The following is a 24,497-nucleotide window of genomic DNA, read 5'->3' on the forward strand; positions in this document are numbered from 1 at the left end:
GTCGCGATGGGACCCGGAAATTATGCGAAATATTGCATAATCGGCGCGCCGCTAACGCTGGGAGGCCGGCCACATTGCGATGCCGTATTCATCGAGGATGGACTTCAGGCGGCCCGACTGGCGCAGCTTGCGGATGCCGCTGTCGAGCCTTTCGCCGATCAGGCGCGAGCGTTCCGGATGCGCCTTCGTCAAACCGACCGCCAGCTTTTCGCTGGCCAGGCAGCCGGCGCTGCGAAACGTGCGCGGCGTATCGCCCGACCGCACCGCCATGTCGTACACGTCGGTGGTCATGATCACCGTGTCGGCGCGCCCCGCGGCGAGGAACTTGAAGATGCGGCGGATGAAGTCGTCGCTGCTGGCGAACTCCTCGACCTTGATGGCGCCCTTGTTCGCGGCCATGTACGACCCGAGATGGCCGAAGCCCGACTCCTTCAGGTAGCCGACGCGCTTGCCGAGCAGGTCTTTCGGCGCCGAATAGGTCCAGGACGAATCGGCGTTCACGTAGAAACAGTACTGCTGGTAGCCCACCGCCTCGCGATGGAACTGAAACTGCGCGTAGCCGGCGACGGTCGGCGTCAGCACGCCGTCGTAGGTGCCCAGCTCCGTCAGGCGCAGCGCGCGCGTCCACGGCCGATACACGATCGTGTAGGGAATGCCCTCCTCGTCCAGCGCGCCGCTGACGATGTCCACGATGTATCCCTTGCGGTTCGGGTCGGACTCGCAGTGCTGCGGGCACCAGTCGTCGGCCACCAGCGCGACCGGGCGTTTCGCCAGCTCGGCCGGGACAGGCTCCTTCGCCTTTGCCGATCCGGCCAGCGCCGCGCCGAGGCACAGCCAGCCAAGCTGCGCCTTCATCATCAGCCGGCGGCGGCTTCGGCGGCCGCGAACTGCGCATAGCCCCGCGCGCGCAGTTCGCACGCCGGACAGGCGCCGCAGCCGTAGCCCCACGGGTGCAGCGCACCGCGGTCGCCCAGGTAGCAGGTGTGGGTCTGCTCGCGGATCAGGTCGACCAGCGCCATGCCGCCGGCCTCCTTGGCCAGCTCCCAGGTCTGCTTCTTGTCGAGCCACATCAGCGGCGTCTCTAGCTTGCTGCGCGTCGCCATGCCGAGGTTCAGCGCCACCTGCAGCGCCTTCACGGTGTCGTCGCGGCAGTCCGGATAGCCGGAGAAATCGGTCTCGCACATGCCGCCCACCAGTACCGTCAAGCCGCGCCGGTACGCCAGCGTCGCGGCCACGGTCATGAACAGCAGGTTCCGGCCCGGCACGAAGGTGTTCGGCAGGCCGTTGGCCAGCATCTCGATTTCGACGTTGCTGGTCAGCGCGGTATCCGAAATCTGGCCAATGATAGCCAGGTCCACCATGTGGTCCTCGCCCAGCCGCGCGTCCCATTCCGGCTTGATCGCGCGCACGCCGGCCAGCACCGCCGGGCGCACCGTCAGCTCGATCGCGTGGCGCTGGCCGTAGTCGAAACCGATGGTTTCGACGCGCGCGTAGCGCTCCAGCGCCCAGGCCAGGCAGGTGGTGGAATCCTGGCCTCCGCTGAACAGGACCAGGGCTGAATCGGTATGCGACATGGATAGGGCTTTCAGGTGAGGCGTTCGCCATCAATTTCAACGATCCGGTAAGATGCGCTCAGCATTTACCGAATGGAGCGACATGTTTCTCGCAAGACCCGACCACAGATCCGCGCATGCGCCGGCACGACCACGAATTTTGGCACAGATCGGGTTGCCCGTGTTCGGCATGCTGGCCATGGCCGGCGCCCTGGCGCAAGGCGTTCCTTACACCGTCAGGATCGACGCGCCCCGCCCCCTCGAGCAGCTGCTGGAAGATAACCTCGACCTGGTGCGCTGGCGCGGCAACCCGCGCCTCGACCGCGACCAGCTGCAGCGCCTGATCAAGAACACGCCCGACCAGGTGCGCACGCTGGTCGCCACCGAAGGCTACTACTCGCCAAGGGTCAGCGCGGGCCTCGACGACAGCAACGGCCAGCTGCAGGCGCGCGTGATGGTCGACCCGGGCCAGCCGGTGCTGGTCGGCGACATCGACCTGGTGCTGCAAGGCTTCGAGCCGATCGCGGCGACCGCGGTCAAGTTCAATGGCGACGCGCTGCGCGCCAAATGGAGCCTGCCGGTCGGCGCGCGCTTTCGCACCGCGGACTGGGAACAGGCCAAGCGCAACTTGCTGCGCCAGGTGATGCAGGTGCGCTATCCGCGCGCCCAGCTGGTCGAATCGCAGGCGACGGTCGATCCCGACATGCACCGCGCGCTGCTCAAGGTGGTGCTCGACAGCGGCCCCGAAGTGCATTTCGGCGAGCTGCGCATCGAAGGGCTGAAGCGCTACCCCGCCACCCTCATCACCAACCTCAATCAGATCAAGCCGGGCGAGGAATACAACGAGGCGGCGCTGCAGGCATTCCAGGCGCGCCTGCAGGACACCGGCTACTTCAGCGGCGTCGACGTCAGCGCCGACATGGCCGCCATTCTCGACGAGAACATCGAGCAGCTGACCGAGGAGCAGAAAGGCGCGCCGAAGCCGGCCGTCGCCGTCGGTCCCGTGACCACGCCGCTGCTGGTGCGCGTGACCGAGAACAAGCAGAAGAACGTCTCCGCCGGTCTCGGTTATTCGACCAATACAGGCAACCGCGCGCAGGTCAGCTACGACGACCTGTCGGTGTTCGGCCTGCGCATGAAGAGCAACGTCGTCCTGGAGACGCTGCGCCAGACCGCGCGCGCCGACTTCTACTTCCCGACCAAGCCGCAAGGCTACAACGACAGCATCGGCGCCGGCTTCGAGCGCACCGACCTGGAAGGCGTGCGCCTGAGCGTCTCGACCTTGGCGGCGCGCCGCGCCTGGGGTTCGCCGCTGCTCGAACGCAGCGTGACGCTCGAATACCTGAGCGAGCAGCGCAACGTCGCGGGCGTGATCGGCACCACCAGCAGCAAGAGCGTCCCCCTTACTTACAGCATCACCAAGCGCGCGCTCGACAACCTGCTGTCGCCGACTGACGGCTACGTCATCAACGGCACCATCGGCGGCGCCGTGCTGCCGGTGCTGACCGACGAGCGCTTCATCCGCGCCACTACCCGCTTCGTCAACTTCCGCCCGATCGGATCGGCCAGCACGCTGATCCTGCGCGCCGAAGCCGGCGCCGTGGCGTCGAAGCGCAAGGTCGGCGTGCCGAGCACCTTCCTGTTCCGCGCCGGCGGCGACCAGTCGGTGCGCGGCTACGCCTACCAGGAGCTGGGCGTCATGGAGGGCAAGGCGGTGGTCCCGGGACGCTACCTGCTCACCGGCAGCGCCGAATACCAGTACTGGTTCAAGCCGCCGTACGGCGTGGCGTTTTTCTACGACGCCGGCAACGCGGCCGATTCGCTGAAAGACCTGCATCCGAAGTCCGGCTACGGCATCGGCGCGCGCTGGCGCAGCCCGGTCGGACCGATCAACGTCGATGTGGCTTACGGCCACGCCGTCAAAAAAGTGCGCCTGCACTTCTCGCTGGGATTCACGTTCTGATGGCCGCCCACGACACTCCCACCGGAAAAGCGCTGCCGCCGGTGCGCACTCGCCGATGGCCGCGCCGCCTCGCCATCGCCGCCGCGATTACCGCCGCGCTGCTGGCCGGCGCCTACTGGTACGGCGGGCGCGAAGCCACGCTGCAAACGCTGGCGCAGCGCGTCGCCACGTCCAGCAACGGCGCCATCGTCATGACCGGCGTGACAGGATCGCTGTACGGGTCGATGCACATCGCGCATGCGGTGTTCAAGAGTCCCGACCAGCAGATCGACGCCGACAACATCGACATCGACTGGTCGCCATGGCAGTACCTGTCGAAGGGCGTCGCCATCAGCAAGCTGCGCGCGGCCAGCGTGACCACCAGGGCGCTGCGCGAAACCGAGCCGGCCAAAATGCCGGTGTCGCTGGCGCCGCCGTTCGAGCTGGCGATCGCCGACGGCCAGGTCGCGAAGGTCGAGATGATCCCGCCCGGCGCCACCGCCGGCACCGTGCTGGCCGACGTGCGCTTCAAGCTGCACGGCGACCGCAAGGGCTGGCAGCTGCGCGACGCCAGCGCCATCACCACCGTCGGCATGCTCAAGGCCGACGGCAGCATCGGCGCGTCGAAACCGTTCGCGCTCGACGCGAAAGGCAGCCTGACCCAGCTCCAGCCGAAGGCGGGACAGAAGCCGGCCCAGCTGAACCTGCGCGCGACCGGCGACCTGACCGCCACCGAGCTGGCGGCAGACGGCCAGTCCGGCGCCGCGGTGGGCGACGCCAAATTCTCGCTGGCGCCGTTCGAGCCGATTCCGCTGCGCGCAATGACCATCAACGGGCGCGGCATCGATCCCGGCTTCTTCAACCCGGCGCTGCCGACCGCGGACCTGTCGATCGCCGTCGCCGCGAAGATCGGCGCCAACCGCGACGTCAGCGGCAGCGTCGCCATCGACAACCAGGGCCCGGCGGGCACCATCGACCACCAGCGCCTGCCGCTGCGGGCGATGCGCGGAAAACTGGGCGGCAGCCTGGCGCAGCTCGACATCAGTGATGTGCTGGTCGACTTCGGCGCCGCCGGCAAGTTCACCGGCAGCGGCGTCGTCGCGCGCACCAGGGACGACAAGGGCCTCGGCACCGCCGAATTCGCGCTGCACACCGACCGCATCGACCTGAAGTTGCTGCACAGCCGAATGAAGTCGACGAAGATCGCCGGCGACATCAAGCTGGCCAACGCCGGCAATAGCCAGATGCTGATCGCCAGGCTGGCCGACAGCGGCCTGCGGCTGGACGCCCGCGCCTCGCTCGAAGACAGCCTGCTGACGATCGAGGAAGGCCGGCTGGCTGTCGGCGCCGGGCGGGTCGACCTGACCGGCAATGCCAGCCTGGCTGGCGACCAGAAGTTCAAGGTCAACGCCAGCGCCGCGCATTTCAATCCGGCCGCGCTGGGCGACTATCCGGTCGCGGACCTGAATGCCGACATCCACGCCGCAGGCCACGTCGCGCCGGCGTGGAAGGTCGCGGCCGACTTCACGCTACGCCCGAGCCGCCTGTTCAACCAGCCGCTGTCGGGCAAAGGCAAGCTCGATGCGGACGCAGCGCACGTCAGCAACGTCGACGCCGCGCTGGCGCTCGGGCAGAACGCGATCGACCTGCGCGGCAGCTTCGGCAAGCCGGGCGAGCGCCTATTATGGAACGTCGACGGCAAGCAGCTGTCGGCGGCGCGCAGCGACCTGTATGGCGCGCTGAAAGCCAGCGGCGCGATCACCGGCACGATGGCCGCGCCGCGCACCAGCTTCGTGGTCGATGCGAACGGCCTCGGATGGACACCCGCCGCACGCAAGGCCGACAACGGCGTCCTGCACGCCGGCGGCGACGCCTGGCTGACTGCCGGCGTAATGGAAATGAAGGCCAGCGGCACGGCGCAGAGGTTCAATCCCGCGGCGTTCGGCTCGCCCCTGCCGGGAAGCGTCAACGGCGCCTTCGATTTCAGCGGCCGCCTCGGCGCCGACTGGCACGGCGCGCTGAACCTGAACCTTCAGCCGTCGACCCTGGCGAACGCGCCGCTGTTCGGCTACGCCAAAGTCGCCGCCGACGCGCGCCACGTGTCGAACGCCGACGTCGACCTTCACGTCGGCCCGAACGTGATCAACGCGAAGGGCAGCTTCGGCGCCGGCAGCGACCAGCTGGACTGGCGCATCGACGCGCCGCAGCTTGCGGTGCTCGGCCCCGACTTCGGCGGCGCGCTGAAAGGCTCGGGCACGGTCTCGGGCAGCATGCAGGCGCCGGCGCTGAAGCTCGCGCTCGACGGCCAGAACCTGCGCCTGCTGGGCAAGCACCAGCTCAAGACGCTGCGCGCCACCGCCAGCGTGGGCAGCGGCCAGGGCGCGGCCGATCCGCTGGTCAGCGACATCGAGATCGTCAACTACGCCAGCGGCGCGATGCGCATCGCGAACGCGCACCTGCAAACGAGCGGCACGCGCGGTGCGCACGCACTGCGCCTGACCGCAAAGGGCGACAGCTTCGATGGGCTGGCCGAGGTGCGCGGCGGATGGAACGCCGGCACCTGGACCGGCACCGTCGACAAGCTGCAGAACACCGGCCGCTACGCGCTGACGCTGCAGGCGCCGACCGCGCTGCGCCTTGCCGGCGCGCCGGGTTCGGGCGTGATGGGACTGACCAAGCCAGAGCAGGTCACACTGGCCAACGCCGTGATCAAGCTCCCCGAAGGCACGGTATCGGTGCAGTCGCTGGAGAAGAACGGCGCGCGCTGGACCAGCAAGGGCATCGCCGCCGGCGTGCCGCTGACCTACCTGTCGCAGTTCTCGCAAGGCATGCGCGACAATCTCGCGGGCGACCTGACGCTGGGCGCGCAATGGGCGCTCGACATGCAGGCCGTGGCCGGCGCGGCGCCCGCGCTGAACGGCATGCTGCACGTATTCCGTGAAAAAGGCGACCTGGTCGCCGGCAGCGAAGTGCCAGTGGTGCTCGGCCTGCGCACGCTCGACGCGCGCGCCGACGTCGCCGGCGGCGCGCTGCGCATGCAGCTCGATATCGACGGCGTCAAGGCCGGCCACGCGCGCGTCGACGCCACCGCGCGCATGATCGACGGGCGCCTCGGCAACGACAGCCCGCTCAGGCTGGAAGCCACCGCCGACATGGGATCGGTCGCTTGGCTCGCGCCGCTCTCCGGCCAGCCCGCGCTGGAACTGGACGGCGCGCTCAAGCTGAACCTGACCGGCGCCGGCACCGTCGGCTCCCCTACCCTGAACGGCAGCGTCAGCGGCGACAATCTCGCGCTGCGCTGGGCCGACCAGGGCGTCAAGCTGCGCAATGGCCAGTTGCGCGCGCAGCTGGCCGGCGACCAGCTGGTGCTGCAGCGCCTGGCCTTCGACGGCGCTACCGGCCGCGCAGTGGCCGACGGCGCCGTGCGCTTCTCCGGCGGCGAAGCGACGATGAACCTGAAGCTGGTGGCCGACAAGCTCGAAATCCTGTCGCGCCCGGACCGCACTCTCGTCATCACCGGCCAGAGCACGCTGGTGCGCGACGCCAAGCACTTCACACTGGACGGCAAGTTCAAGGCCGACCGCGCGCTGGTCGAACTGGCGCCGCAGGGCCGGCCGGTGCTGTCGGACGACGTTGTGGTGCTGGGCCGCGACAAGGCCGGCCTGCCGCCGAAGGATGCCAAACCGGCGATGCCGCTGACCGTCGATGTCGAAGCCGACCTGGGCGACTCGTTCCGCCTGCGCGGCATGGGCATCGACGCCGAGCTGGCCGGCACGGCGCGGGTGCGCGCTTCCGGCGGCCGGGCGCCGCGCGTCAACGGCACCATCCGCGTCGTCTCCGGCAATTACGCGGCATACGGCCAGAAGCTGGCAATCGAACGCGGCGTCATCACCTTCAACGGACCTTACGACAATCCGTCGCTGAACATTCTCGCGGTGCGCAAGCGCCCGGACGGCGACCAGCTCACCGAGACCAACGTGGAGGCCGGCGTCGAAGTGCGCGGCACGGCGCTGGCGCCGGCCGCCAAGCTGGTGTCGACGCCGTCGGTGCCGGACAGCGAGAAGCTGTCATGGCTGGTGCTGGGGCATGGGATGGAAGGCACGTCGGGCAACGAGGCCGGCGTGCTGAGCGCCGCTGCGGGCGCGTTGTTGGGCGGAAAAGGCGGCGGCTTCCAGTCCCGTCTCGCCAACTCGCTGGGCGTCGACGAACTGGGACTGTCGCAGGCCAAGGGGCTCGAGAGCACCGTGGTCACGGTCGGCAAACGGATCTCGGCGCGCGCCTACATCAGTTTCGAGCAGGGCGCGACCACGGCGTCGAGCCTGGTGAAGCTGCGCTACAAGCTCAATCCGCGCATCACCCTGCAACTGCAGACCGGCACGAACACCGCGCTCGACGTGCTGTATTCATGGGCCTTCGATTAATGCAGGATTGACGGATTCGGGTCGGGAACCTGGTCGTCGTTCTGCGGCGTATGCACCGGCGGATGATGCGGATGGGGATTGTCGAACGGCTCGGGCGTCGGCTGGTCGGCCGGCACCGGGTCCGGGGCGCGGTGCGCTTCGATAACTGCTGGATTCATGGTCTCGCTCCTGCAAATGGAGTGTTGACGTTACCACAATCAGCTTGCCGATTGCGTTCGCTACGAATGCGGGTCTGACCTATGGTCAGACCCCAAAAAACCGTTAAGGTTTCGCGTTTTTGACATATTTTTCGAGCCAGAGATTGGTCTCGTACAGCATCTGCATGATCGATTCGCGCGCGCGGTAGGCGTGGCTTTCGTTCGGCAGCATCACCAGCCGCGCCGTCCCGCCCAAGCCTTTGATCGCCTGGAACATGCGCTCGCTCTGGATCGGGAAGGTGCCGGAATTGTTATCCTGCTCGCCGTGGATCATCAGGAGCGCATCCTTTATCTTGTCGGCGTTATTAAACGGCGACATCGTGTGGTACACGTCCTGCGCCTTCCAGAACGGCCGCTCCTCGGACTGGAAGCCGAACGGCGTCAGGGTGCGGTTGTAGGCGCCGCTGCGCGCGATGCCGGCCTTGAACAGGCGCGTGTGCGCCAGCAGGTTGCCGGTCATGAAAGCGCCGTACGAGTGGCCGCCGATCGCGATGCGGTGGCGGTCCGCCACGCCGCGCCGCACCACCTCATTGACCGCCGCCTCGGCGTTGGCCACCAGCTGCGGCAGGTAGGTGTCGTTCGGCTCGGCGTCGCCAGCGCCGACGATCGGCATCGACGGATTGTCCAGCACCGCGTAGCCCATCGCGAGGAAGGCGGCCGGGCCCCAGAAGCTGACCGCGTTGAAGCGGTACGGCGAACCGGTGGTCTGGCTGGCGGCGCTGGCGCTCTTGAACTCCTGCGGATACGCCCACATCAGCAAGGGCAGCGGGCCGTCGCGCTTCGGATCGTAGTTCGGCGGCAGCATCAGCGTCGCGGTCAGGTCGACGCCGTCGGCGCGCTTGTAGCGGATTTGCTCTTTCTGCACGTCCTTCAGCTGCGGCGTCGGATGCGGGAAATGCGTCAGCGCGGTGAGCTGCGCGTCGGCGGGTTTCGTCAGATCGCGAATGAAGTAGTTCGGGCGCTCGGTCGGCGACTCGCGCGTGGTCAACAGGCGCATGCCGTCGTCGCTCAGCACCGCCACCGGATTTTCGTAGTACGGCGCGGCGCTCTGGAACAGCCGTTCCTTCTTCTTGGTCGCGAGGCTGAAGCGGTCGATGAACGGGCGATCGCCCTCGTTCGATGCGCCGGCGCCGTCCAGCAGGATGGTGGTGTCGGGGCCGATCAGCAGGCGCGGCAAGCCGGCGGCGTCGGGCTGGGTCACCGGGCGGCCCGGATTGTTGTAGCGGTCCTCGGCCGAGTAGCTGAAAACCAGTTGGGGCGCGGTGGCCGGCTGGTCCGGCGCGATGCGCCAGGTCTTGACCGCGCGCGTCTTGTACCAGGCTTCCGACAGCAGCGCCAGGTCGCCGCGGCCCCACTGCACGCCGTTGTAGCGCGAGCCGAGTTTCGCCAGCACCACCGGCTGGCCGGCGAACGGCGCCGAGTGGGTGTAGACGATGTCGCGGATGTCGGCCTTCTTCGCTGGGTCGCCGCCGTCCTGTGCTTCGGCCCACACCAGCGTGGCTGGCGCGTCGACGCGCCAGCTGACGTCGCGCACGCCGTCCTGCACCGCGTCGTTCCCCGGCGGCAGGCCCTCGACCAGCGGCCGCTCGGCCACCAGGTGCACCTGCTTGCCCGACAGGTCGCGCACGTCGATGCGGCGCGCGAAGCTGGACGCCGGCACGATGTACGAGAACGGCCGCTTCATCGCCTGCGCGAGGATGTACTTGCCGTTCGGCGCGACGCGGGCGCCGGTGAACAGGTCGGGCGCGCCGACCAGGCGCGTCTTGCCGGCCAGGTCGACCAGCGCCAGCTGCACGGTCGCGTAGTGCTCGAACAGGCGCGCGTCTTCCTCGTTCTTGAGCAGGTCGGGATAGGTGCGCAGCTGGCGCGTGGTGCCGGCCGTGCCGGTATCCTGGATGCTCGGGCCGGTCGGGATGCCGGTGGTCGGCGGCGCCTTGCCGAGCGACGCGGGCTTGAAGTGGACCAGCAGGCCGCTGGCGTCGGGCAGCCAGCTGAAGCCGGCGCCGGACACATAGGACATCGGCTGCGTCGTCAGCTTGCGCGCGCTGCGGGCGGCGACGTCGACCAGCCACAGTTCGACCGCCGAACCCTTGTCCGAAAACGCCACGTGGGTGAACGCGATGTGGCGCTGGTCGGGCGACCAGGATAGGTCTGCCAGGCGAAGGCCTTTCGGCAGGCCGGTCACTTTCGCTTCGGCCTGGGTGCGCACGTCGAGCAGCGTCAGGTCGGTGCCGAAACTGAAGCGGCTGGGCGAATAGGTGCGCGGATTGATGCGCAGGCCAGCCAGCTTCAGCTCGGGCTGCGCCACTTCGACGATCGACGGCAGCGCCGGCGTGGCGACCATCGCCGCCAGGTTGCGCTTGGGCGACAGGCTCAAGGCAGGCGCGCGCGGCGCGTCGACGATCGCCTGCAAGGGCGCGGGGGGCAGTTGATACTGGGCATGGGCTGGCACGACGGCGAGCAGAGACAAGGCTAATGGGACGGCGGGAAGAGTTTTGCGCATGGCGGCCTCGGTGATTGGACGAGCCATGTTGCGCATTCGGACGGCGGATGTCAATCGGCATGTGGCCGGGGCGGCGCGCGCGGATTACAATGGCGGCTCGATAACGTCCCCCCTTCAAGGATCATTGAACATGGCACCATCAGCTCCGATCATCGCGGCAGTCCTCGTCCCCTTCGTCATGTGGCGTGTTTACCAGCGCGTCAAGCGCCTGATGGTGCGCCAGCATTCGCAGGCATGGCGCCACTGGGTCGGCGTGATCCTGTTCCCCCTGATTCTTGTCATGCTCGCCTCGATGGCGCTGGCGCATCCGATGTCGCTGGCGGGCATGGCGGCCGGCGTCGCGGGCGGCGTCGTGCTTGGCGCGATCGGCCTGCGCAAGACCGTCTACGAAAAAATCGGACCCGATTTCTACTACACGCCGAACGCGCATATCGGCATCCTGGTGTCGATGCTGTTCGTCGGCCGCCTGCTGTACCGCTTCTATGAGTTCTATGTGCTGGGCGTCTCGCATTCGCAGGATTTCGCGAACAGCCCGCTGACCCTGATCGTGTTCGGCGTGCTGGCCGGTTACTACACCACCTACGCCGCCGGCATCCTGCGCTGGCGGAAAAGCGCGTCGGCGCAATCGAACTGAGATCGATGAACATCACCACCCTCACCCTGCTGGTACTGACGCCGTTCCTGGTCTGGCGTATTTACTCGCGCCTGCGCACGGCGATGGCGCGCCAGCGCTCGATCGTCTCGCGCCATAACACCGGGCTGTTCGTGTTTGCAGCGATGGTGCTGGTGCCGGCATCGGAACTGTTTTCGCGGCCTGCGATGCTGGGATGGCTGGCGCTCGGCACCGCCGCCGGCATCGGTTACGGCGTGTGGGGGCTGAAGCACACGCGCTATGAGGAGACCGAGGAAGGCTATTACTTCACGCCGCCGGCGCGGCTGGGGATCCTGATTGCGATGCTGTTCACGGCGCGCGTGCTGTACGTCGGCTTCGAGCTGTATGCGAACCAGGGCAGCAATGTGCCGATGCCGCGCTTCACCGACAGCATGGTGTCGATGCTGGCGGTCGGACTGACGGGCGGATACTTCGGGACGATTTCGGCGGGACTTGCGTTGTGGCGTTACCGGATCCGCAAGGCGATCGACAAGGTTTAGAAGCCGCGGCCCAAGGACTGGGGTCAGGTCCGCAGGACCTGACCCCTTCTTCGTTTTACGCCGCGGCTTTTTCTGGGGTGGCGCGTCGTTGCAGCACGAAGATCGGCTGTGCCCACGGCATGTCCTTCTTCTTCTTGCTGGTGATGAGCGTCAGCTCGGACGGGTCGTAGACGTCGGTGTTGTGCGTCAGCGGCGTCGTCATCAGGTACTGCGCCTCTGTGTTCTTGAGGAACTCGCCGACCAGCTGGATGTTGCGGATATCCAGGTGGGCGAACGGTTCGTCGATGAACACGAAGCCGCCGGAACCATCTTCCGACTTCAGCAATCCGATCAGGAGCACCAGCGATTTCATCACCTGCTGGCCGCCCGACGCTTCGCCGTCGTTCATTCCGATCTGGTCCTTGCCGTCGAACTTGAAGCGCACGTGCAGGCCGGCCTGCGACAGCTGCACGTCGTCGTTCTCCAGCCGCACCGGGTCGGCGTGCACGTCGATGCCCGCCAGCTCGCCCAGCTCCTTGATGTTTTTGGAGTAGGTCTTGATCGTGTAGCGCAGCCGGTCCATGTACGCCATGCGCGCATTGGTGGTCGCCTCGATCGCCCGGTTATTCTGGTAGCGGCGCTCGTCGGTCTCGCTCTGGCGGCCGTGCAGCTGCTCGTTCAGGCGATGGTGCTGGTCGATCACGGTCGGGTCGAGCTCCCAGTCGTCGCGCGCGAGGCTGTGCTGCAGCGATTGCACGCGCAGGTCGACCTGGTGGGTGTTCTTGTGCTCGGCCACCAGCGATGCGCGGCGCGCCGGCCGCTTCCAGCTGTGCGGAAGGTGGCGCCAGCTGCGGCGCAGGTCGACCAGCACCTTGGCGTGCTCGTGGCGCTGCTCGATCTGGCGCTTGTGGCCAAGGCGCATGCCGGCTTCCGCTTCGGACAGCGCCATGCGGGCATTCTGGCACACCGTGTCGGCCCGGGTGCGCGTGACGGTGGCGGCTTTGGTCAGCCCTTGCAGTTCGCCCAGGCGCGAGCCGACTTCGAGGCGCTCGGCCTTCAGCGGCGCGCTGCTGCGCACCGCTTCTTCGAATTCGGCGTGGCGCGCGGCCAGTTCCTTGGCCGCGTCGACGCCGGCGATACGCGCCTTGAGCGCGCCCACTTCGGCGGCGAGCTTGCTGACCGCGAGGGTCAGCTGGTCTTCCTGCGATTCGAGGCCCGGCAGCGCGCGCTGCAGCGCTTCCAGGCGGCCGGTGCGGCCGGCCTGGCCGAAGCGGTAGCGCGATGCTTCGACGAACAGCGAGCGACCACCGCGGCGTTCGCGGTGGTAGGCGTCCGGCGTGATCCACTCGTCCGAGTTGGCCATCTTGAAGCCGGCGTCCACCGACTCGACGCGCTCGATGCGCTCGAGCTGGTCGATCAGCCAGCCAGGGGCCGGCGCCGAGAAGCGCACCACCGACAGCAGGCTGCCGTCCTTGCGCACCGGGGCGTCGATGCAGTCGGGGACGATGAAGTGGCGATAGCGTTCCTGCTCCGCCAGGCGGTAGGCCGCCGGCGCGTCTTTCGCGCGCTCGAGCAGCACCACCGAAGCGTAGCCGCCCAACACGCCTTCGACCGCGCCCTGCCACTTCGCGTCGGTCACTTCGACGATATCGGACAACATCGCGTGCGGGATATTCGCGTCGCGCAGCGCGCGTCGCATGGCGCGCACCGGCTCCGGTTCCGGCATCGCGCTTTTGCCCTGCAGCGCGGAGATGGTGGCCTGGTCGGCGGCGATGCGCGCGGAGATCGCGTCGCGCGCCTGCCGCTGCCTGACCATCTCGGCTTCCTTGCCTTCCAGCTGGGCCGAGACTTCGGCGATGTCGGCGCCGGAATCGGCCGCCAGCTTCTGCAGGCGTTCCTTCTGTTCGAGCAGGCTGTCGAGCGGCTTCAGTTTGCCGTTCAGCTGCGCCAGGCGGCTGCCCAATACGGTCGCCTCCTGCTCCAGCAGCATTTCCTGTTCCTGCGCATCGGTCAGCGCGCGGGTGAAGTTGGCGAGCGAATTGCGCCGCTCGGCGATTTGCGAGTCGGCCTGCGCCATCGGCTTGCGCGCATCGCGCAGCTGCCGGCTGACAGTGGCGGCCTTCTCGCGCGCTTCATGGTATTCGAGGCTAGGCAGCACCTCCTCGAGCAGGTTGCGCCGTTCCTTGTGCAGGTCTTCCCACTGGTGGTAGTTGGCAACGCGCAGGCGCAGGCCTTCGAGGTTGGTGCGCGACGCTTCCAGCTCCGTCTCGAAGCGCTTCAGTTCCGTCTCGGTGTCGCGCTGGTGGCGTTTCGCTTCGTCGTAGGCGTCCAGCACTTCCTTGTCGCCGAAGACCTGGAACACCAGGTCGAGCAATTGGCGCGGCGCGTATTCGCACAGCTTGTCGGTTTCGCCCTGCTCGAGCGCCAGCACTTTCGCCATCGCCGGCGACAGGCCGGCATTGGCGAGGCGCTTGCGGTAGTTTTCCACGCCGAGCCAGTCGGTCGCTTCGGTCACTTCCTCGATGTCGACGTTCCCCGGCCGCATCAGGTACTGGCGCTTCCAGTCGCCGCCGTTCTTCTGGATCTGGCAGAACAGCGTGACTTCGTCGTCGCTGAAAAAGCCGGAGCTGCGGAACGGACGGTTCGACAGCTGGCGACCAACGGTCTTGTTGTCGACCACGGCGCGAATCCACGCGGTCTGCTGGCCGGAGTGGCGCGCGTAGTGCTTGTAGGTGCGGCCCATCGAGCAATCGAGGCCGAACAGGGTGCGCAGCGCGTCGAGCAAGGTGGTCTTGCCCGAGCCGTTCTGGCCGGCGATGGTGATGATCTTGGCGTCGAGCGGAATGTTCTTGATGCGCTGCCAGTAATCCCAATGGACCAGTTCTAGTGATTTGATGTGGAACATGGCTCTCTCAGATGGTGGTGTCGTCGGCGTCGGCGTCGATGTCGACGTCAGCGTCCGAAGATGGGGTCAGGTCCGCCGGACCTGACCCCGGTTCCGCGGCGACCTTGCGCGGCACGGCGACCGTGATCGGCGAGCGCTTGAAGATGTCGGCCAGCGCGCCGTTGATGATGCGTTCTTTCAGCGCGTCGGTGTCCATCATCAGGTCGAGCAGCGGGCCCTCCAGGATCAGGTCGCCGCGGCGCTCGATGAAGTTCAGCTTCGACAGGATGCCGAGGTTCATGTCCATGCGCGTCTTCTTGCCGAGCTTTTCGCCGAAGTCGGCCAACAGCGCGGTATACGAGATGCCGATCGAGGTGTCCTCGGCGCGCGGCATCGGACGGTCTTTGTCGAACATGTCGTTCTGGTCGTCGTCGGCGTTCTGGTGGGTCTCCTGGCGCTCGCGCTTGGGCAGGATGATCTGCGCCCACAGTACCACCAGCAGCGCCACGCCGTCGCGCGTGAGGCCGAAATTATTGTTCTGCCAGATGTCCTTGGCGCCGAAGATCTTCGGCTCGACGGCGCGGTGCAGCGCCAGCGTGACGTGGTCGGCGTAGACGTTGTCGAGCAGCTTCAGGCCCGACTCGAGCAGGCGCTTGTCGACTTCGGCGCGGAACAGTTCATCGGACAGCACGCGCTTGACCATCTTGTCGTCGCGGCGCAGGGTCTGGTGCGTGAGCAGTCGCGCAATCAGGATTTGGGAATCGTCATTCATCGGCCGGGCCGCTTTCCAGGTCAAGTGAGAGGGTGGCGATCGACATCGCGGCGACGTGCGGATCGTTCAGCGCGACCATGTCGTCGGTCGGCGCGAACACGATCGGCAGGCGCGCCAGCTGCGCGGTGGCGCCCTGCAGGCTCGCTTCGGCGGCGTCGCCGAGCAGCGGCAGCATCGAGGCGCGGTAAGAGGCGATCGCGAATGTGGCGGGCAGCAGCGAATCCTGGATCGGCACCGACTTCGGGCCGCTCTCCGAGAAGCTGGGGAAGTTGCCCAGGTTGGCAAAGTCGGACAGGCGCGCCAGCCAGTCGTCCAGTTCGACCTGGATCGCCGGCGCGTCGTTGACGGTCAGCGGCGCGTCCTGGCCAGCCGGCAGGCCCGCAGGACCGGCCACCGCGTGGCGCTCGGCCAGCAGCTCGGTCTCGGCGACGTCGATCATTTCGGCCGGCGTGGCGAACAGCGGCACCACCGGGCGGTCGATCGCGTCCTGCGCGAGGCTGGACAGGTCTTCGTGCGCCAGCAGCCAGCGCTTGACGTCGGTGGTCGACAGGCCGGACTGGCCGAGGTGCACGCGCTGGCGCTCGATCTGGTTGAGCGCGCGCGAGAACATGCCCTGCATGTTCAGCAGCGCGCTCTGGGCGCGGCCGATCGCCTGCGCCGCCTTGTGGGTGGCGGAATCGGCGCGTTCGTCGGCCAGGATCGCGCGCAGGATCTCGGAGCCCTTCTCGACCCAGTCGCAGGCCATGTGCCACTTCGACTGCGAAGTGCGCAGGCGGAATTCTGAGCCGGAGGCGATCGCGTCGCGGAATTCGTCGGTCAGGTCGACCAGGCGTCCCAGCAGGTGCTTGAGCTGGTCGACCGTGACGCCGCCGACCGCCTGGGCGCCGGCCACCTGCGACAGCAGGAAACCCATGTCGGCGTCGTCGCCGTTGTCGGCCTGGCCCATGGAGAGCAGCGTTTCGAGCGCGGCGAGCACGTTGCGCGCCATCGGCGTGACGCGGTAGACGGCGTTCTGCGCGTCCCACGCCAGCAGGCCGTGGGTGCGCAGGCGCGTCAGCACGGTCTCCAGGCTTTCGGGAATCAGGTAGGCCAGTTTGGTGTTGATGTCGGCGCGCGAGAACGCCGAGACGGAGCTGTCGGCGGCCAGTTCGCGCAGCACCAGCAGGCGAATCAGCACGCCGTCGGAGCCGCCGTGGAACAGCGCGGTGAACGCCTGCAGCGTCGGCTGCGCGCGCTTCAGGTGGAAGACTTGCTCGATCTCGTCGGCCGAAATTCCGGCGTGGAAGTGCGCCTGCAGCGAGTCGGCGTCGTCGTCCTGCCCAATTGTCAGTGAGTCTGCGGCCAGCGCCGCACCTGCCAGTGTTTCGATCATCGTGTCCGGGTACCAGTGTCGTTCGCGTGGACGAACACCAGTTCGCTCGCGGGGCGTCAGTATATCAGCTACGGCCGCGCCGGCTGCCGGAAATGCGTTGTCAAAAAGAAACTTATGCGACACCGGGGTTTCGCGTGGGCATCTGCAAGTTCACGCCGCGGCGACAAACCCGGGCTCAGGTCCGCCGGACTTCCCCCCGCCCCTGCGCTTATTTCTTGTGGATTTTCTCCAGCACCTGATCGACGAATTCGTCGTCGCTGTCGGTGAAGCGCAGCCGCACCGGATACCATTCCTGCGCCGGCGCCAGCCAGATGTCGAGCGCCTGGCTTTTCGAGTCCGGCGGCGGCAGCCGTAGCAGGTGCAGCGCCTCGACCTGGCCGATGCCGGTCTTCAGCGTTTCCTTCTTGACCACCCTGAAGGTCCACGGCTCGGCGTCGCGCCGCCCGGCCACGAAAAACACCCACTCCGACCCCGGCACGAATTTCTCCGGCTGGGCGCGGGCGATCGCCACCAGCTGCCACGACACGCTGGCGCGGTCCTGCTCGCCGCCCAGCAGCGGATAGGTTTCCTTGCTTTCGGTGAAGCTGATGGTCTTGGCCGCGCGGTCGAAAGTCGTCGTGTACGGATCGTGGCGGATGCGCTTTTCGCTGAACGTCACCGGCGCCAGGCCGAAGCCGTCGATCGCGCCCTCGCTGCGGTTGTCGATGATGGTACCGAACAGCATCGCCTTGGTGACCGAGCGGATCGCATACTTGCCGCCGCCGGCGCGCCAGCCGACCGTCGCCTCGCCGCTGATCGAAAATCCTTTCTGGCGCGCCTGGATCGAATACACCAGCTCGACCGGCGGCGCCATCTCCACCGGCCGCTTGATCACGGGGTGTTCGGCCGCGCCGGCGCCGCCCAGCGCCAGCGCCAGCAGCGCGCCGCAGGCCATGTGTTGCAATCGTCGACTCCGCATCTTCAGCTTCCCGCTTCCATGGTTTCTATCTGGTTGACCGTCTGGGTTGTCACCGCCCCGCTCGCTTCCGTGTTCCTGATCCGCACCGGCAGCCAGCCCAGCGCGGGCGCCAGCCAGATGTCCAGCCGCGAACCGTAGGCGCCGGCCCGGGGCGGGCGCGACAGGTGCAGCGCGTGCATCCGGCCCAGCGCGGTGTCGATCTGTTCCTGCCCCAGCGCGACAAACTTGAACACGCTCGCGTCCTTGTCTTCGCCGACCAGGATGTCGATCCCGCGGTCGAGCTGGCTGACGTCGCCGCGCGCGATCGCCGCCAGTTGCAGCGGCACCGTCGCCTTGTCCTGCGCGCCCGGCAGCAAGTCGTACGAGGCGGGCGACGCCGAAAACGTGATGTGGCCGTCGCCGAAGCGGGTTGCCGTCTGCGCCTTGCCGCGGCGCTTTTCCGTCATCGTTTCCGGCACGAAACCGGTCGTGCCTGCTCTGCCAACGCTTTCCAGCACCAGCAGGTTGACGCGCACCACCACGCGGATGCCAGCCTCGACCGTCATTTTGTAGCGGTCGCCGTTCAGTTGCCACGCGATCGCCTGCTCGCCGTGCCAGCGCTTGCCGTCGGCGTCGGTGCGCTCGACGTCGAGCACGATCCGGGACGAAGGCGGCAGGTCGACCCGATATTGGCGCGCGGCTGGAGCCGGCGCAGGCGCCGGAGCAGGCTCGGGCGGCGCGGCGGCCGGTTCCGGCAGCGCCGGCCCGGTGACCGTTGTCGCCTGAATAGATTGTACGTCGGATAACAGATCGACCGCGCCCGGCTCGACCACCTCGCCCTGCACCACAGGCGCGACCGCGGACACCGCTGCGCGCGGCTTGGGTTCGGAACGCTTCGGCGGCGGAATCGACGGCGCCGGCTGCGGCAGCGCAATGGCGACCAGGCGCGTTTCGACCACCGTGTCGCCGGCGGCCTTGGCCGCCTCCAGCCGTGGCATGATCCACCACAGCACCAGCAGGTGCAGCAAAATCGTCGCCGCGCCGAGCGCCAGCGCGCGACCGGGCCGGACGGGAATCAATGCAATCGTCATTTATCTAGTGTAACCGTTCCAGATTCTTTGAAGCGGTGTTAGTTATCTGCTACGCTTGTCACTCACCCATCGGAGACCATCATGCAGAATCCCCAAATGCCCAACATGCCAGGCGCCGGCGCCATGACGGACACGCTCGACTTCGTCAAGAACCTGTGGGGCAGCATGAGCGTGCCGGGAATGGCGATTCCGGGCATGGGCGCCCCGGCGCTGTCGGTCGACGACCTCGACAAGAAGATCGCCGACCTGAAGGCGGTCGAAGCCTGGCTGAACGTCAACACGGCGATGCTGCGCGGAACCATCCAGGCGCTCGAGATCCAGCGCGGCACCATCGCCTCGCTCAAATCGATGGGCGCCTCGTTCACCGAAGCGATGAACAAGCCGGCGGGCGAGGCGAAGGACGACAAGGCCGGGGCGCAACCGGAAGCGGGCGCCGCCGCGTCGATGCCGGACCCGGCGCTGTGGTGGAACGTGCTGCAGGATCAGTTCAAGCAGGCGGTCGCGAGCGCCGTGTCGTCATCCGAGGCGATGACGCACGCGACCACGATGGCGCAGGAAGCGGCGGCGCGGATGGCCACGGCGCCGGCGGCGAACGAGAAATCGAATGGGGCCAAGCCGAAAAACGGCAAGGCCAAGCCGGACAAGGATTAAGCCAGGCGCAGGATGCGGATCGAGTCGATCAGGCCGTCGGCCTGGCGCTTGACCGTGGAAATCGAGATCAGCCCTTCTTCGGCCAGCTGTTTGGCCTGGTCGTGGACGCCCTGGAATGATTCGAGGGTGTCGCCTTTGGCCGCAACCGGACGAATCCAGGCGGTGCTGCCAACTTTCATTTTTTCGTAGACTTCGTGAGCGATGTCGCGCATGCCTGTGCCTTTCCTGGAAATGGATACGGTGTGACCCGCAGGGTTAGCAGTTTATCACCAGCGCCGGGGATCCGCGGCACGCAAGCGAGGCATCGGCCTGTCGTACCAGCGGAGGCTGCTACCCATACCGAGCACGCGGAACCATCAAGGCATACGACGAGCGCGTTATTCGGCCACGGGGGCAAGCTTGGCCAGCTGCTCCATCATCTGGGCGAAGCGCTGCTGTCCCGGCTGGACCCGGTCGACGTGCATCAGCACCTCGGTGGCCTCGGCCGCCAGCGCCTCGTCATAGCCCTGCTGCTGCATGCGCGAGAGCAGGATCTGCGCCGCGTTGAACAGGATGCGCAGGTTGTTGGGCAGCACGTTGCGCGCGTGGCGCATCCATTCCACCGCCTCCACCAGCTTGCCGGTCTTCCACAGCAGCACGCCCTGGTTCATCAGGTCCGACGCTTCCTTCTTCGACGAGCGGATCAGCGCCATGCCCTCCTCGCCCATCCGCGCCTTGTCGAAAATCTTTTGCACCTCGTCGAGCAGCAGCGTGTTGTCGTGGTTGTTGCGCGCCACGTAGCACAGCAGGTCGACCGGCGCCTCCTTGACGCCGACCGCCAGCAGCAGCGTCGCCATCTCCAGGCACACCTTGATTTCCGGCCGCGCCGGATTGGCGTTCAACAGGGCCTCGAGGTCGTCGCCGGCCTTGCGCGCGCGTCGGAAGTCGCCGCTCTCGTGGTACACCATGCCCTCGGTGATCTTGCTGCGCAGCTGGATGTGCTCGTCGTGGCCGAAATCGCGCTGCACCGTCAGCAGCAGCTGCAGCGCTTCCTTGATCTCGTTTTTCTGGCCGCACACGCGCGCCAGGCCGAAATATGCCTCGGGACTCTTCATCACCGAGTACTCGCCGATCGCGATGCATTTGCGGAAGGCCTTCTCGGCCATGCCCAGGTTGCCCAGCTTGAAGCTGACCTCGCCCAGGCTCTTCTGGCGCTGCACCGAGTTGGGCGACAGCTTGGCCGCGCGCTCGAGCACGTTGCACGCCTCCTCGGACTGCCCCATCTGCTGGTAGGAACTGGCCAGCTGGTCGTAGGCATCGATGTAGTAGCGGTTGTCGGCGATGACGGCCTGGAAGATCTGGCGCGCCTGCTCGATTTCGCCGTTGGCCAGGCGGATCCTGGCCACGCCGGAACGCGCCCACTGGTACTCGCGCTCCTGCAGCACGCGCTCGTAGGCCTCGCGCGCCTTGTCCGGCTCGCCGCTCTTGAGCATCAGGCTGGCCTTCATCCGCAGCAGCTCGATGCGGTGAATCTTGTCGACCTCGATCTGGGCGTCGCACAGCTTGGCCGCGCGCAGGTAGTCCTTCTCCGCATACGCCAGGTCGATCGGGCGGAACACCTGTTTCTTGTGCCACACGCGGTTCAGGCGCGTCAGCAGCACGCCCTCGGTGATCGGCTTGAGCAGGTAGGCGTCGGGCTGGTGCTCGGCAGCGCCCATCACCGACTCGACGCTCTTTTCGGCCGACACCATCATCCACACGCTCGACGGCAGCAGGTAGTTGCGCATGCGCGCCTCTTCCAGCACCTGCTGGCCGCTCTTGCCCTCGCCCAGGTTGTAATCGCACAGCACGACGTCATAGCGGATCCGCGACAGCATGCCGATCGCCTCGCCGCCGCTGGCGGCCTGGTCGATGTTCTTGGCGCCGAGGTTGCGCAGGCTTTCGCGCAGCAGCTGGCGCACGCCGATAAAGTCGTCGACCACCAGGTAGCTCTTGCTGGCCCAGTCGACCGCGGAGACGCCGGCGGCCGGGGTGTCGAACGGCGAGCGCGCGCTCATGGCAGGGTCAGCACGAAACAGCCGCCGCCGAAGGCGCCGCCGTTTTCCAGCCGCAGCGCGCCGCAGCGGCCGCGGTGCTTGTGCATCCTGGCCACTTCGCTGGAAAAATACAGGCCCAGGCCGGTGCTGTTGGTCATGAAATTGACGCTGCTGGCGGCCGACACGCCGTCCTTCAGCATCGCCGCCGGATAGCCGAAGCCGTTGTCCTCGACGCGCAACTCGAGGCAGCCGTCGACGATGGCGATCGCCAGCCGGATCCGGTCGACCGTGTAGTTGACCGCGTTGTTGATGGCATGGCCGAGCACGCCGATGATCAGGTCTTCGTCGAAATGCCAGACCAGGTCCGGGTCGGCGTCGATGTCGAGCGTGATGCCGCGCGACTTGAGCAGCACGCGTTCGGCCGCGACCACCTGTTCGACCAGGTGGCCGACCGCCAGCGGCTGCATGTCGAACGGGTATTCCGGCTTGCCGACCTGCTTGTACAGCGCCAGCAGCTGCATCAGGTTGTCGTTCAGGCGCTTGGTCTGGTACAGCGCGCGCGCCATCTGCGGGTAGGCCGGGCCGATCGCCGGCGTCGCATCGTCGAGCAGCGATTCGAGGGTGCCCGACAGCACGCTGATCGAGTTCTTCATGTCGTGCGCGGTCGAGGCGAGAAACAGGAACAGGTCGTTCGCGCCGGAAGTGTCGTCGGTCGTCAAGATGCCTCCAGCGAGCGGGAGCCGATGAAAATAGTTGCCATGGGACAATTATACGCCCTTCCGGATTGGTTCCTGCCGATTACATCAGACCTTGTTGTATTCGCGGTCAGGCGCGCCGGCCGCGCAGCAGGAAGCGGCCGGGATCGAGCGCCTCGGCCAGCTTCTTCTCGATCGGCAGCGGTTCGTGTTCCAGCGCGGCGGCCAGCAGTTCGGCCGCCAGCGGCGCCCAGGTCAGGCCGCGCGACGCGTAGCCCAGCAGGCCGTACAGTCCCGGCTGGCGCGGCAGCTCGCGCAGGCGCTCGGCGCCCAGCGCGAAGTCCGGCTCGGGCAGCGCGCCCACCAGCGGCAGCCGGTCCGGCGCCACCGAGCGGAAGCCGACCCGGCCCGCCAGCGGCGCGTCCGGCGCCAGCGTGGAATCGGCCAGCATCGAGCGCACCCGTTCCAGGTTTTCGTGCTGGCTCGACGCGCGCAGGTCCGGGTCGTCATCGTCGTCGTAGCTGGCGCCGGCGCTTTTCACGCCGCCCGACGCCGGCGTGACGTAGGCTTCGCGGCACAGCACCACGCCGAGGTCGGGCAGCGCTTCGGGGTCGAGATGGGTGACCTGGCCGCGCACGCGCGACAGCGGCAGCGCAGCGGCCTGCGCGAGTTGTCCGCCGCCGGCGGCGATGATGACGACCGGGGCGCGCGCGATCTCCAGGCCATTGGGTCCGCGCGCGCGCCATTCGCCGCCATCGCGTTCGAGGGTGACGCTGCCGGCGCCGAAATGCGCGGTCAATCGCGGACCGCAGGCGTCGAGCATGGCGCGGCAGGCGCTGGCGGGGCGGATCCAGCCGGCCTGCGGGAACAGCCACGCGCCGTGCGGCGCCACTTGGCCGAAGCGCGCGCCGGGTTCGAGCCACTCGGCGTAATCGGCCGGGTAGCGGCGTGACGCGGCGATCGCGCGTTGCAGCGCAGCGTTGGCGGCGTCCTTCGCGGCGAACAGCACGCCGCAGCGCGCGCCATCGATCGCGGCGCCGACGCCGCCCAGCCGGTCCCAGTAATCGAGCGCGAACAGGAAGGCGGCGCGCGACAGGCGCGAGGCGATGTTGTCGTCCCTGGACAGCAGCGGCATGGTGATGCCTGCCAGGTTGCCGGACGCCTCCATCGCCGGCTCGGCGTGGCGTTCGACCAGCGTCACATGCCAGCCGCGCGCACACAGGCGTTCGCAGGCGGCGGCGCCCGCCAGGCCGGCGCCGATGACGATGGCGCGGCGATCGGGTTCGGGCGGCGCTGGGGGAATCGGTTTTCGTGTTGCGAAGTGTGCGCTCAAGATGGTGTCAGTTCCGGCGGACCTGACCCCGAAGTTCCAGCCGGTGCCGGCCAGTTCGACGATCTGCGCTTCGCCCAGTCCCTGCGACCAGAGCACCGCGTCGCGCGCCAGCAGCCTTGCCAGCGGCCGCGCCAATCCCGCCGGCTCGCCGCCATGCAGAAGCACCGCGTCGATGCGCGCATCGAGCTGGCCGAGCGCCTCCTCCATCGGCGCATGCAGCAGGTCGAGCGTCACCGCATCCTGCGCCTGCAGCACGCGCCGGAACCCCGGCAGCGCGCCATCGGCCAGCGCGATCACGTGCAGTCGCTTCGGCCGCTGCGGGTCGCCGCGCCACGCCTCGAACAAGGCGGCGCCGCCATCCCACTGCGAGTCGAACACGACATAGCGCTCGCGTCCGCGCCAATGCGGCCGGAAGTCCATGTCAGTCAGCGCGACGCGCGCACGAAGCACGCCGGGTCGTGGTCGTCCACCATGCCGATGCCCTGCATGTAGGCGTACATGATGGTCGAGCCGACGAACTTGAAACCGCGCCTGGCCAGGTCTTTCGAGATGCGGTCGGACAGCTCGGTCTTGGCCGGCCGCGCGCCGCTCGGCCAGTGGTTGACGATCGGCGCGCCGTCGACGAAGCCCCACAGGTACTGGTCCAGCGTCATGCCTTCTTCGCGCAGCCGCAGGTAGGCCTGCGCATTGGTAATCGCCGCGGCCACCTTGAGCCGGTTGCGCACGATGCCGGGATTGGCCAGCAGCTCGGCCACCTTGGCGGCGTCGTAGCGGGCCATTTTCCCGGCGTCCCAGCCGTCGAACGCGACGCGGTAAGTGTCGCGCTTGTTGAGAATGGTCTCCCAGCTCAGGCCCGCCTGCGCGCCTTCGAGGTTGAGCATTTCGAACAGCACGTTCTCGTCGTGGCAGGCCACGCCCCACTCGTGGTCGTGGTAGTGGATGTATTTGGGATTGGCCATGTTGGCCCAGCTGCAGCGGGTGGTAGTCATGGGGTGAAAGT

At 67.6% G+C, this 24,497-nt stretch carries 19 protein-coding genes; 5 read left to right on the top strand and 14 right to left on the bottom strand.

All coding sequences use genetic code 11. From position 1 onward, the window contains the following. Nucleotides 1-51 precede the first annotated feature (51 nt). Together AC1D02_RS17335 and queC are read right to left on the bottom strand one after the other, a co-directional pair. Nucleotides 52-858, bottom strand: a complete 807-nt coding sequence (locus tag AC1D02_RS17335; RefSeq protein WP_477319113.1) for a substrate-binding periplasmic protein — start codon at nucleotides 856-858, stop codon at nucleotides 52-54. Then, nucleotides 858-1,574 (bottom strand): 7-cyano-7-deazaguanine synthase QueC, encoded by a 717-nt coding sequence (gene queC, locus AC1D02_RS17340; RefSeq protein WP_477319115.1) that lies wholly within the window; start codon nucleotides 1,572-1,574, stop codon nucleotides 858-860. Before queC ends, AC1D02_RS17335 begins: the two co-directional genes overlap by 1 nt. A gap of 169 nt (nucleotides 1,575-1,743) precedes the next feature. Here queC and AC1D02_RS17345 point away from each other — a divergent pair, with 169 nt between their 5' ends. Continuing rightward, the gene (locus AC1D02_RS17345; protein ID WP_477319377.1) at nucleotides 1,744-3,516 is read left to right on the top strand and encodes an autotransporter assembly complex protein TamA; all 1,773 of its coding nucleotides are present in this window, start codon (nucleotides 1,744-1,746) and stop codon (nucleotides 3,514-3,516) included. Then, nucleotides 3,516-7,916 (top strand): translocation/assembly module TamB domain-containing protein, encoded by a 4,401-nt coding sequence (locus AC1D02_RS17350; RefSeq protein WP_477319117.1) that lies wholly within the window; start codon nucleotides 3,516-3,518, stop codon nucleotides 7,914-7,916. Before AC1D02_RS17345 ends, AC1D02_RS17350 begins: the two co-directional genes overlap by 1 nt. Here the strand turns inward: AC1D02_RS17350 and AC1D02_RS17355 are convergent. Together AC1D02_RS17355 and AC1D02_RS17360 are read right to left on the bottom strand one after the other, a co-directional pair. Continuing rightward, nucleotides 7,913-8,074 carry a hypothetical protein gene (locus tag AC1D02_RS17355; protein WP_477319119.1) on the bottom strand — a complete coding sequence of 54 codons (162 nt, stop codon included), beginning with the start codon at nucleotides 8,072-8,074 and terminating at the stop codon, nucleotides 7,913-7,915. The two genes, AC1D02_RS17350 and AC1D02_RS17355, sit on opposite strands and share 4 nt — an antisense overlap. Nucleotides 8,075-8,177: 103 nt before the next feature. Further along, complete coding sequence (locus AC1D02_RS17360) at nucleotides 8,178-10,616, bottom strand: S9 family peptidase (RefSeq protein WP_477319121.1); 2,439 nt, start codon at nucleotides 10,614-10,616, stop codon at nucleotides 8,178-8,180. Nucleotides 10,617-10,746: 130 nt separating this feature from the next. On the opposite strand from AC1D02_RS17360, the gene AC1D02_RS17365 reads away from it, so the two are divergent. Beyond that, nucleotides 10,747-11,250 (top strand): CcdC protein domain-containing protein, encoded by a 504-nt coding sequence (locus tag AC1D02_RS17365; RefSeq protein ID WP_477319123.1) that lies wholly within the window; start codon nucleotides 10,747-10,749, stop codon nucleotides 11,248-11,250. A 5-nt stretch (nucleotides 11,251-11,255) separates the two neighbouring features. Then, a complete protein-coding gene (locus AC1D02_RS17370) occupies nucleotides 11,256-11,768 on the top strand; it encodes a hypothetical protein (protein ID WP_477319125.1) in 513 nt (170 codons plus the stop codon). 55 nt (nucleotides 11,769-11,823) lie between these two features. Here AC1D02_RS17370 and AC1D02_RS17375 read toward each other — a convergent pair whose 3' ends face one another. The 5 genes from AC1D02_RS17375 to AC1D02_RS17395 all read right to left on the bottom strand — a co-directional run bounded on the left by AC1D02_RS17375 (nucleotide 11,824) and on the right by AC1D02_RS17395 (nucleotide 18,803). Continuing rightward, nucleotides 11,824-14,652 (bottom strand): ATP-binding protein, encoded by a 2,829-nt coding sequence (locus AC1D02_RS17375; protein ID WP_477319127.1) that lies wholly within the window; start codon nucleotides 14,650-14,652, stop codon nucleotides 11,824-11,826. Nucleotides 14,653-14,659: 7 nt separating this feature from the next. Then, on the bottom strand, nucleotides 14,660-15,403 hold the full coding sequence (locus AC1D02_RS17380; RefSeq protein ID WP_477319129.1) for a hypothetical protein: 744 nt from the start codon (nucleotides 15,401-15,403) through the stop codon (nucleotides 14,660-14,662). Beyond that, a complete protein-coding gene (locus AC1D02_RS17385; protein WP_477319131.1) occupies nucleotides 15,396-16,775 on the bottom strand; it encodes a hypothetical protein in 1,380 nt (459 codons plus the stop codon). Before AC1D02_RS17385 ends, AC1D02_RS17380 begins: the two co-directional genes overlap by 8 nt. Before the next feature lie 208 nt (nucleotides 16,776-16,983). Then, nucleotides 16,984-17,709 (bottom strand): DUF3108 domain-containing protein, encoded by a 726-nt coding sequence (locus tag AC1D02_RS17390; protein WP_477319379.1) that lies wholly within the window; start codon nucleotides 17,707-17,709, stop codon nucleotides 16,984-16,986. Nucleotides 17,710-17,735: 26 nt separating this feature from the next. Continuing rightward, the gene (locus AC1D02_RS17395) at nucleotides 17,736-18,803 is read right to left on the bottom strand and encodes a DUF3108 domain-containing protein (RefSeq protein ID WP_477319133.1); all 1,068 of its coding nucleotides are present in this window, start codon (nucleotides 18,801-18,803) and stop codon (nucleotides 17,736-17,738) included. Nucleotides 18,804-18,884: 81 nt separating this feature from the next. On the opposite strand from AC1D02_RS17395, the gene AC1D02_RS17400 reads away from it, so the two are divergent. Then, the gene (locus AC1D02_RS17400) at nucleotides 18,885-19,454 is read left to right on the top strand and encodes a PhaM family polyhydroxyalkanoate granule multifunctional regulatory protein (protein ID WP_477319135.1); all 570 of its coding nucleotides are present in this window, start codon (nucleotides 18,885-18,887) and stop codon (nucleotides 19,452-19,454) included. On the opposite strand, the gene AC1D02_RS17405 is transcribed toward AC1D02_RS17400, so the two are convergent. From AC1D02_RS17405 to AC1D02_RS17425, 5 genes are all read right to left on the bottom strand, one after another. Then, the gene (locus AC1D02_RS17405) at nucleotides 19,451-19,666 is read right to left on the bottom strand and encodes a hypothetical protein (protein ID WP_477319137.1); all 216 of its coding nucleotides are present in this window, start codon (nucleotides 19,664-19,666) and stop codon (nucleotides 19,451-19,453) included. The genes AC1D02_RS17400 and AC1D02_RS17405 overlap by 4 nt on opposite strands. A gap of 165 nt (nucleotides 19,667-19,831) precedes the next feature. Then, nucleotides 19,832-21,490, bottom strand: coding sequence for a tetratricopeptide repeat protein (locus tag AC1D02_RS17410; protein WP_477319139.1), 1,659 nt, complete (start codon nucleotides 21,488-21,490; stop codon nucleotides 19,832-19,834). Beyond that, nucleotides 21,487-22,188 (bottom strand): sensor histidine kinase, encoded by a 702-nt coding sequence (locus AC1D02_RS17415; RefSeq protein WP_477319141.1) that lies wholly within the window; start codon nucleotides 22,186-22,188, stop codon nucleotides 21,487-21,489. The genes AC1D02_RS17410 and AC1D02_RS17415 overlap by 4 nt, the downstream gene beginning before the upstream one ends. 106 nt (nucleotides 22,189-22,294) lie before the next feature. Further along, nucleotides 22,295-23,947, bottom strand: a complete 1,653-nt coding sequence (mnmC1, locus tag AC1D02_RS17420) for an FAD-dependent 5-carboxymethylaminomethyl-2-thiouridine(34) oxidoreductase MnmC1 (RefSeq protein ID WP_477319143.1) — start codon at nucleotides 23,945-23,947, stop codon at nucleotides 22,295-22,297. Then, nucleotides 23,923-24,486, bottom strand: coding sequence for a DNA-3-methyladenine glycosylase I (locus AC1D02_RS17425; protein WP_477319145.1), 564 nt, complete (start codon nucleotides 24,484-24,486; stop codon nucleotides 23,923-23,925). Before AC1D02_RS17425 ends, mnmC1 begins: the two co-directional genes overlap by 25 nt. Nucleotides 24,487-24,497: the final 11 nt, after the last annotated feature.

It is taken from the genome of Massilia sp. P1_C10 (assembly GCF_056406475.1).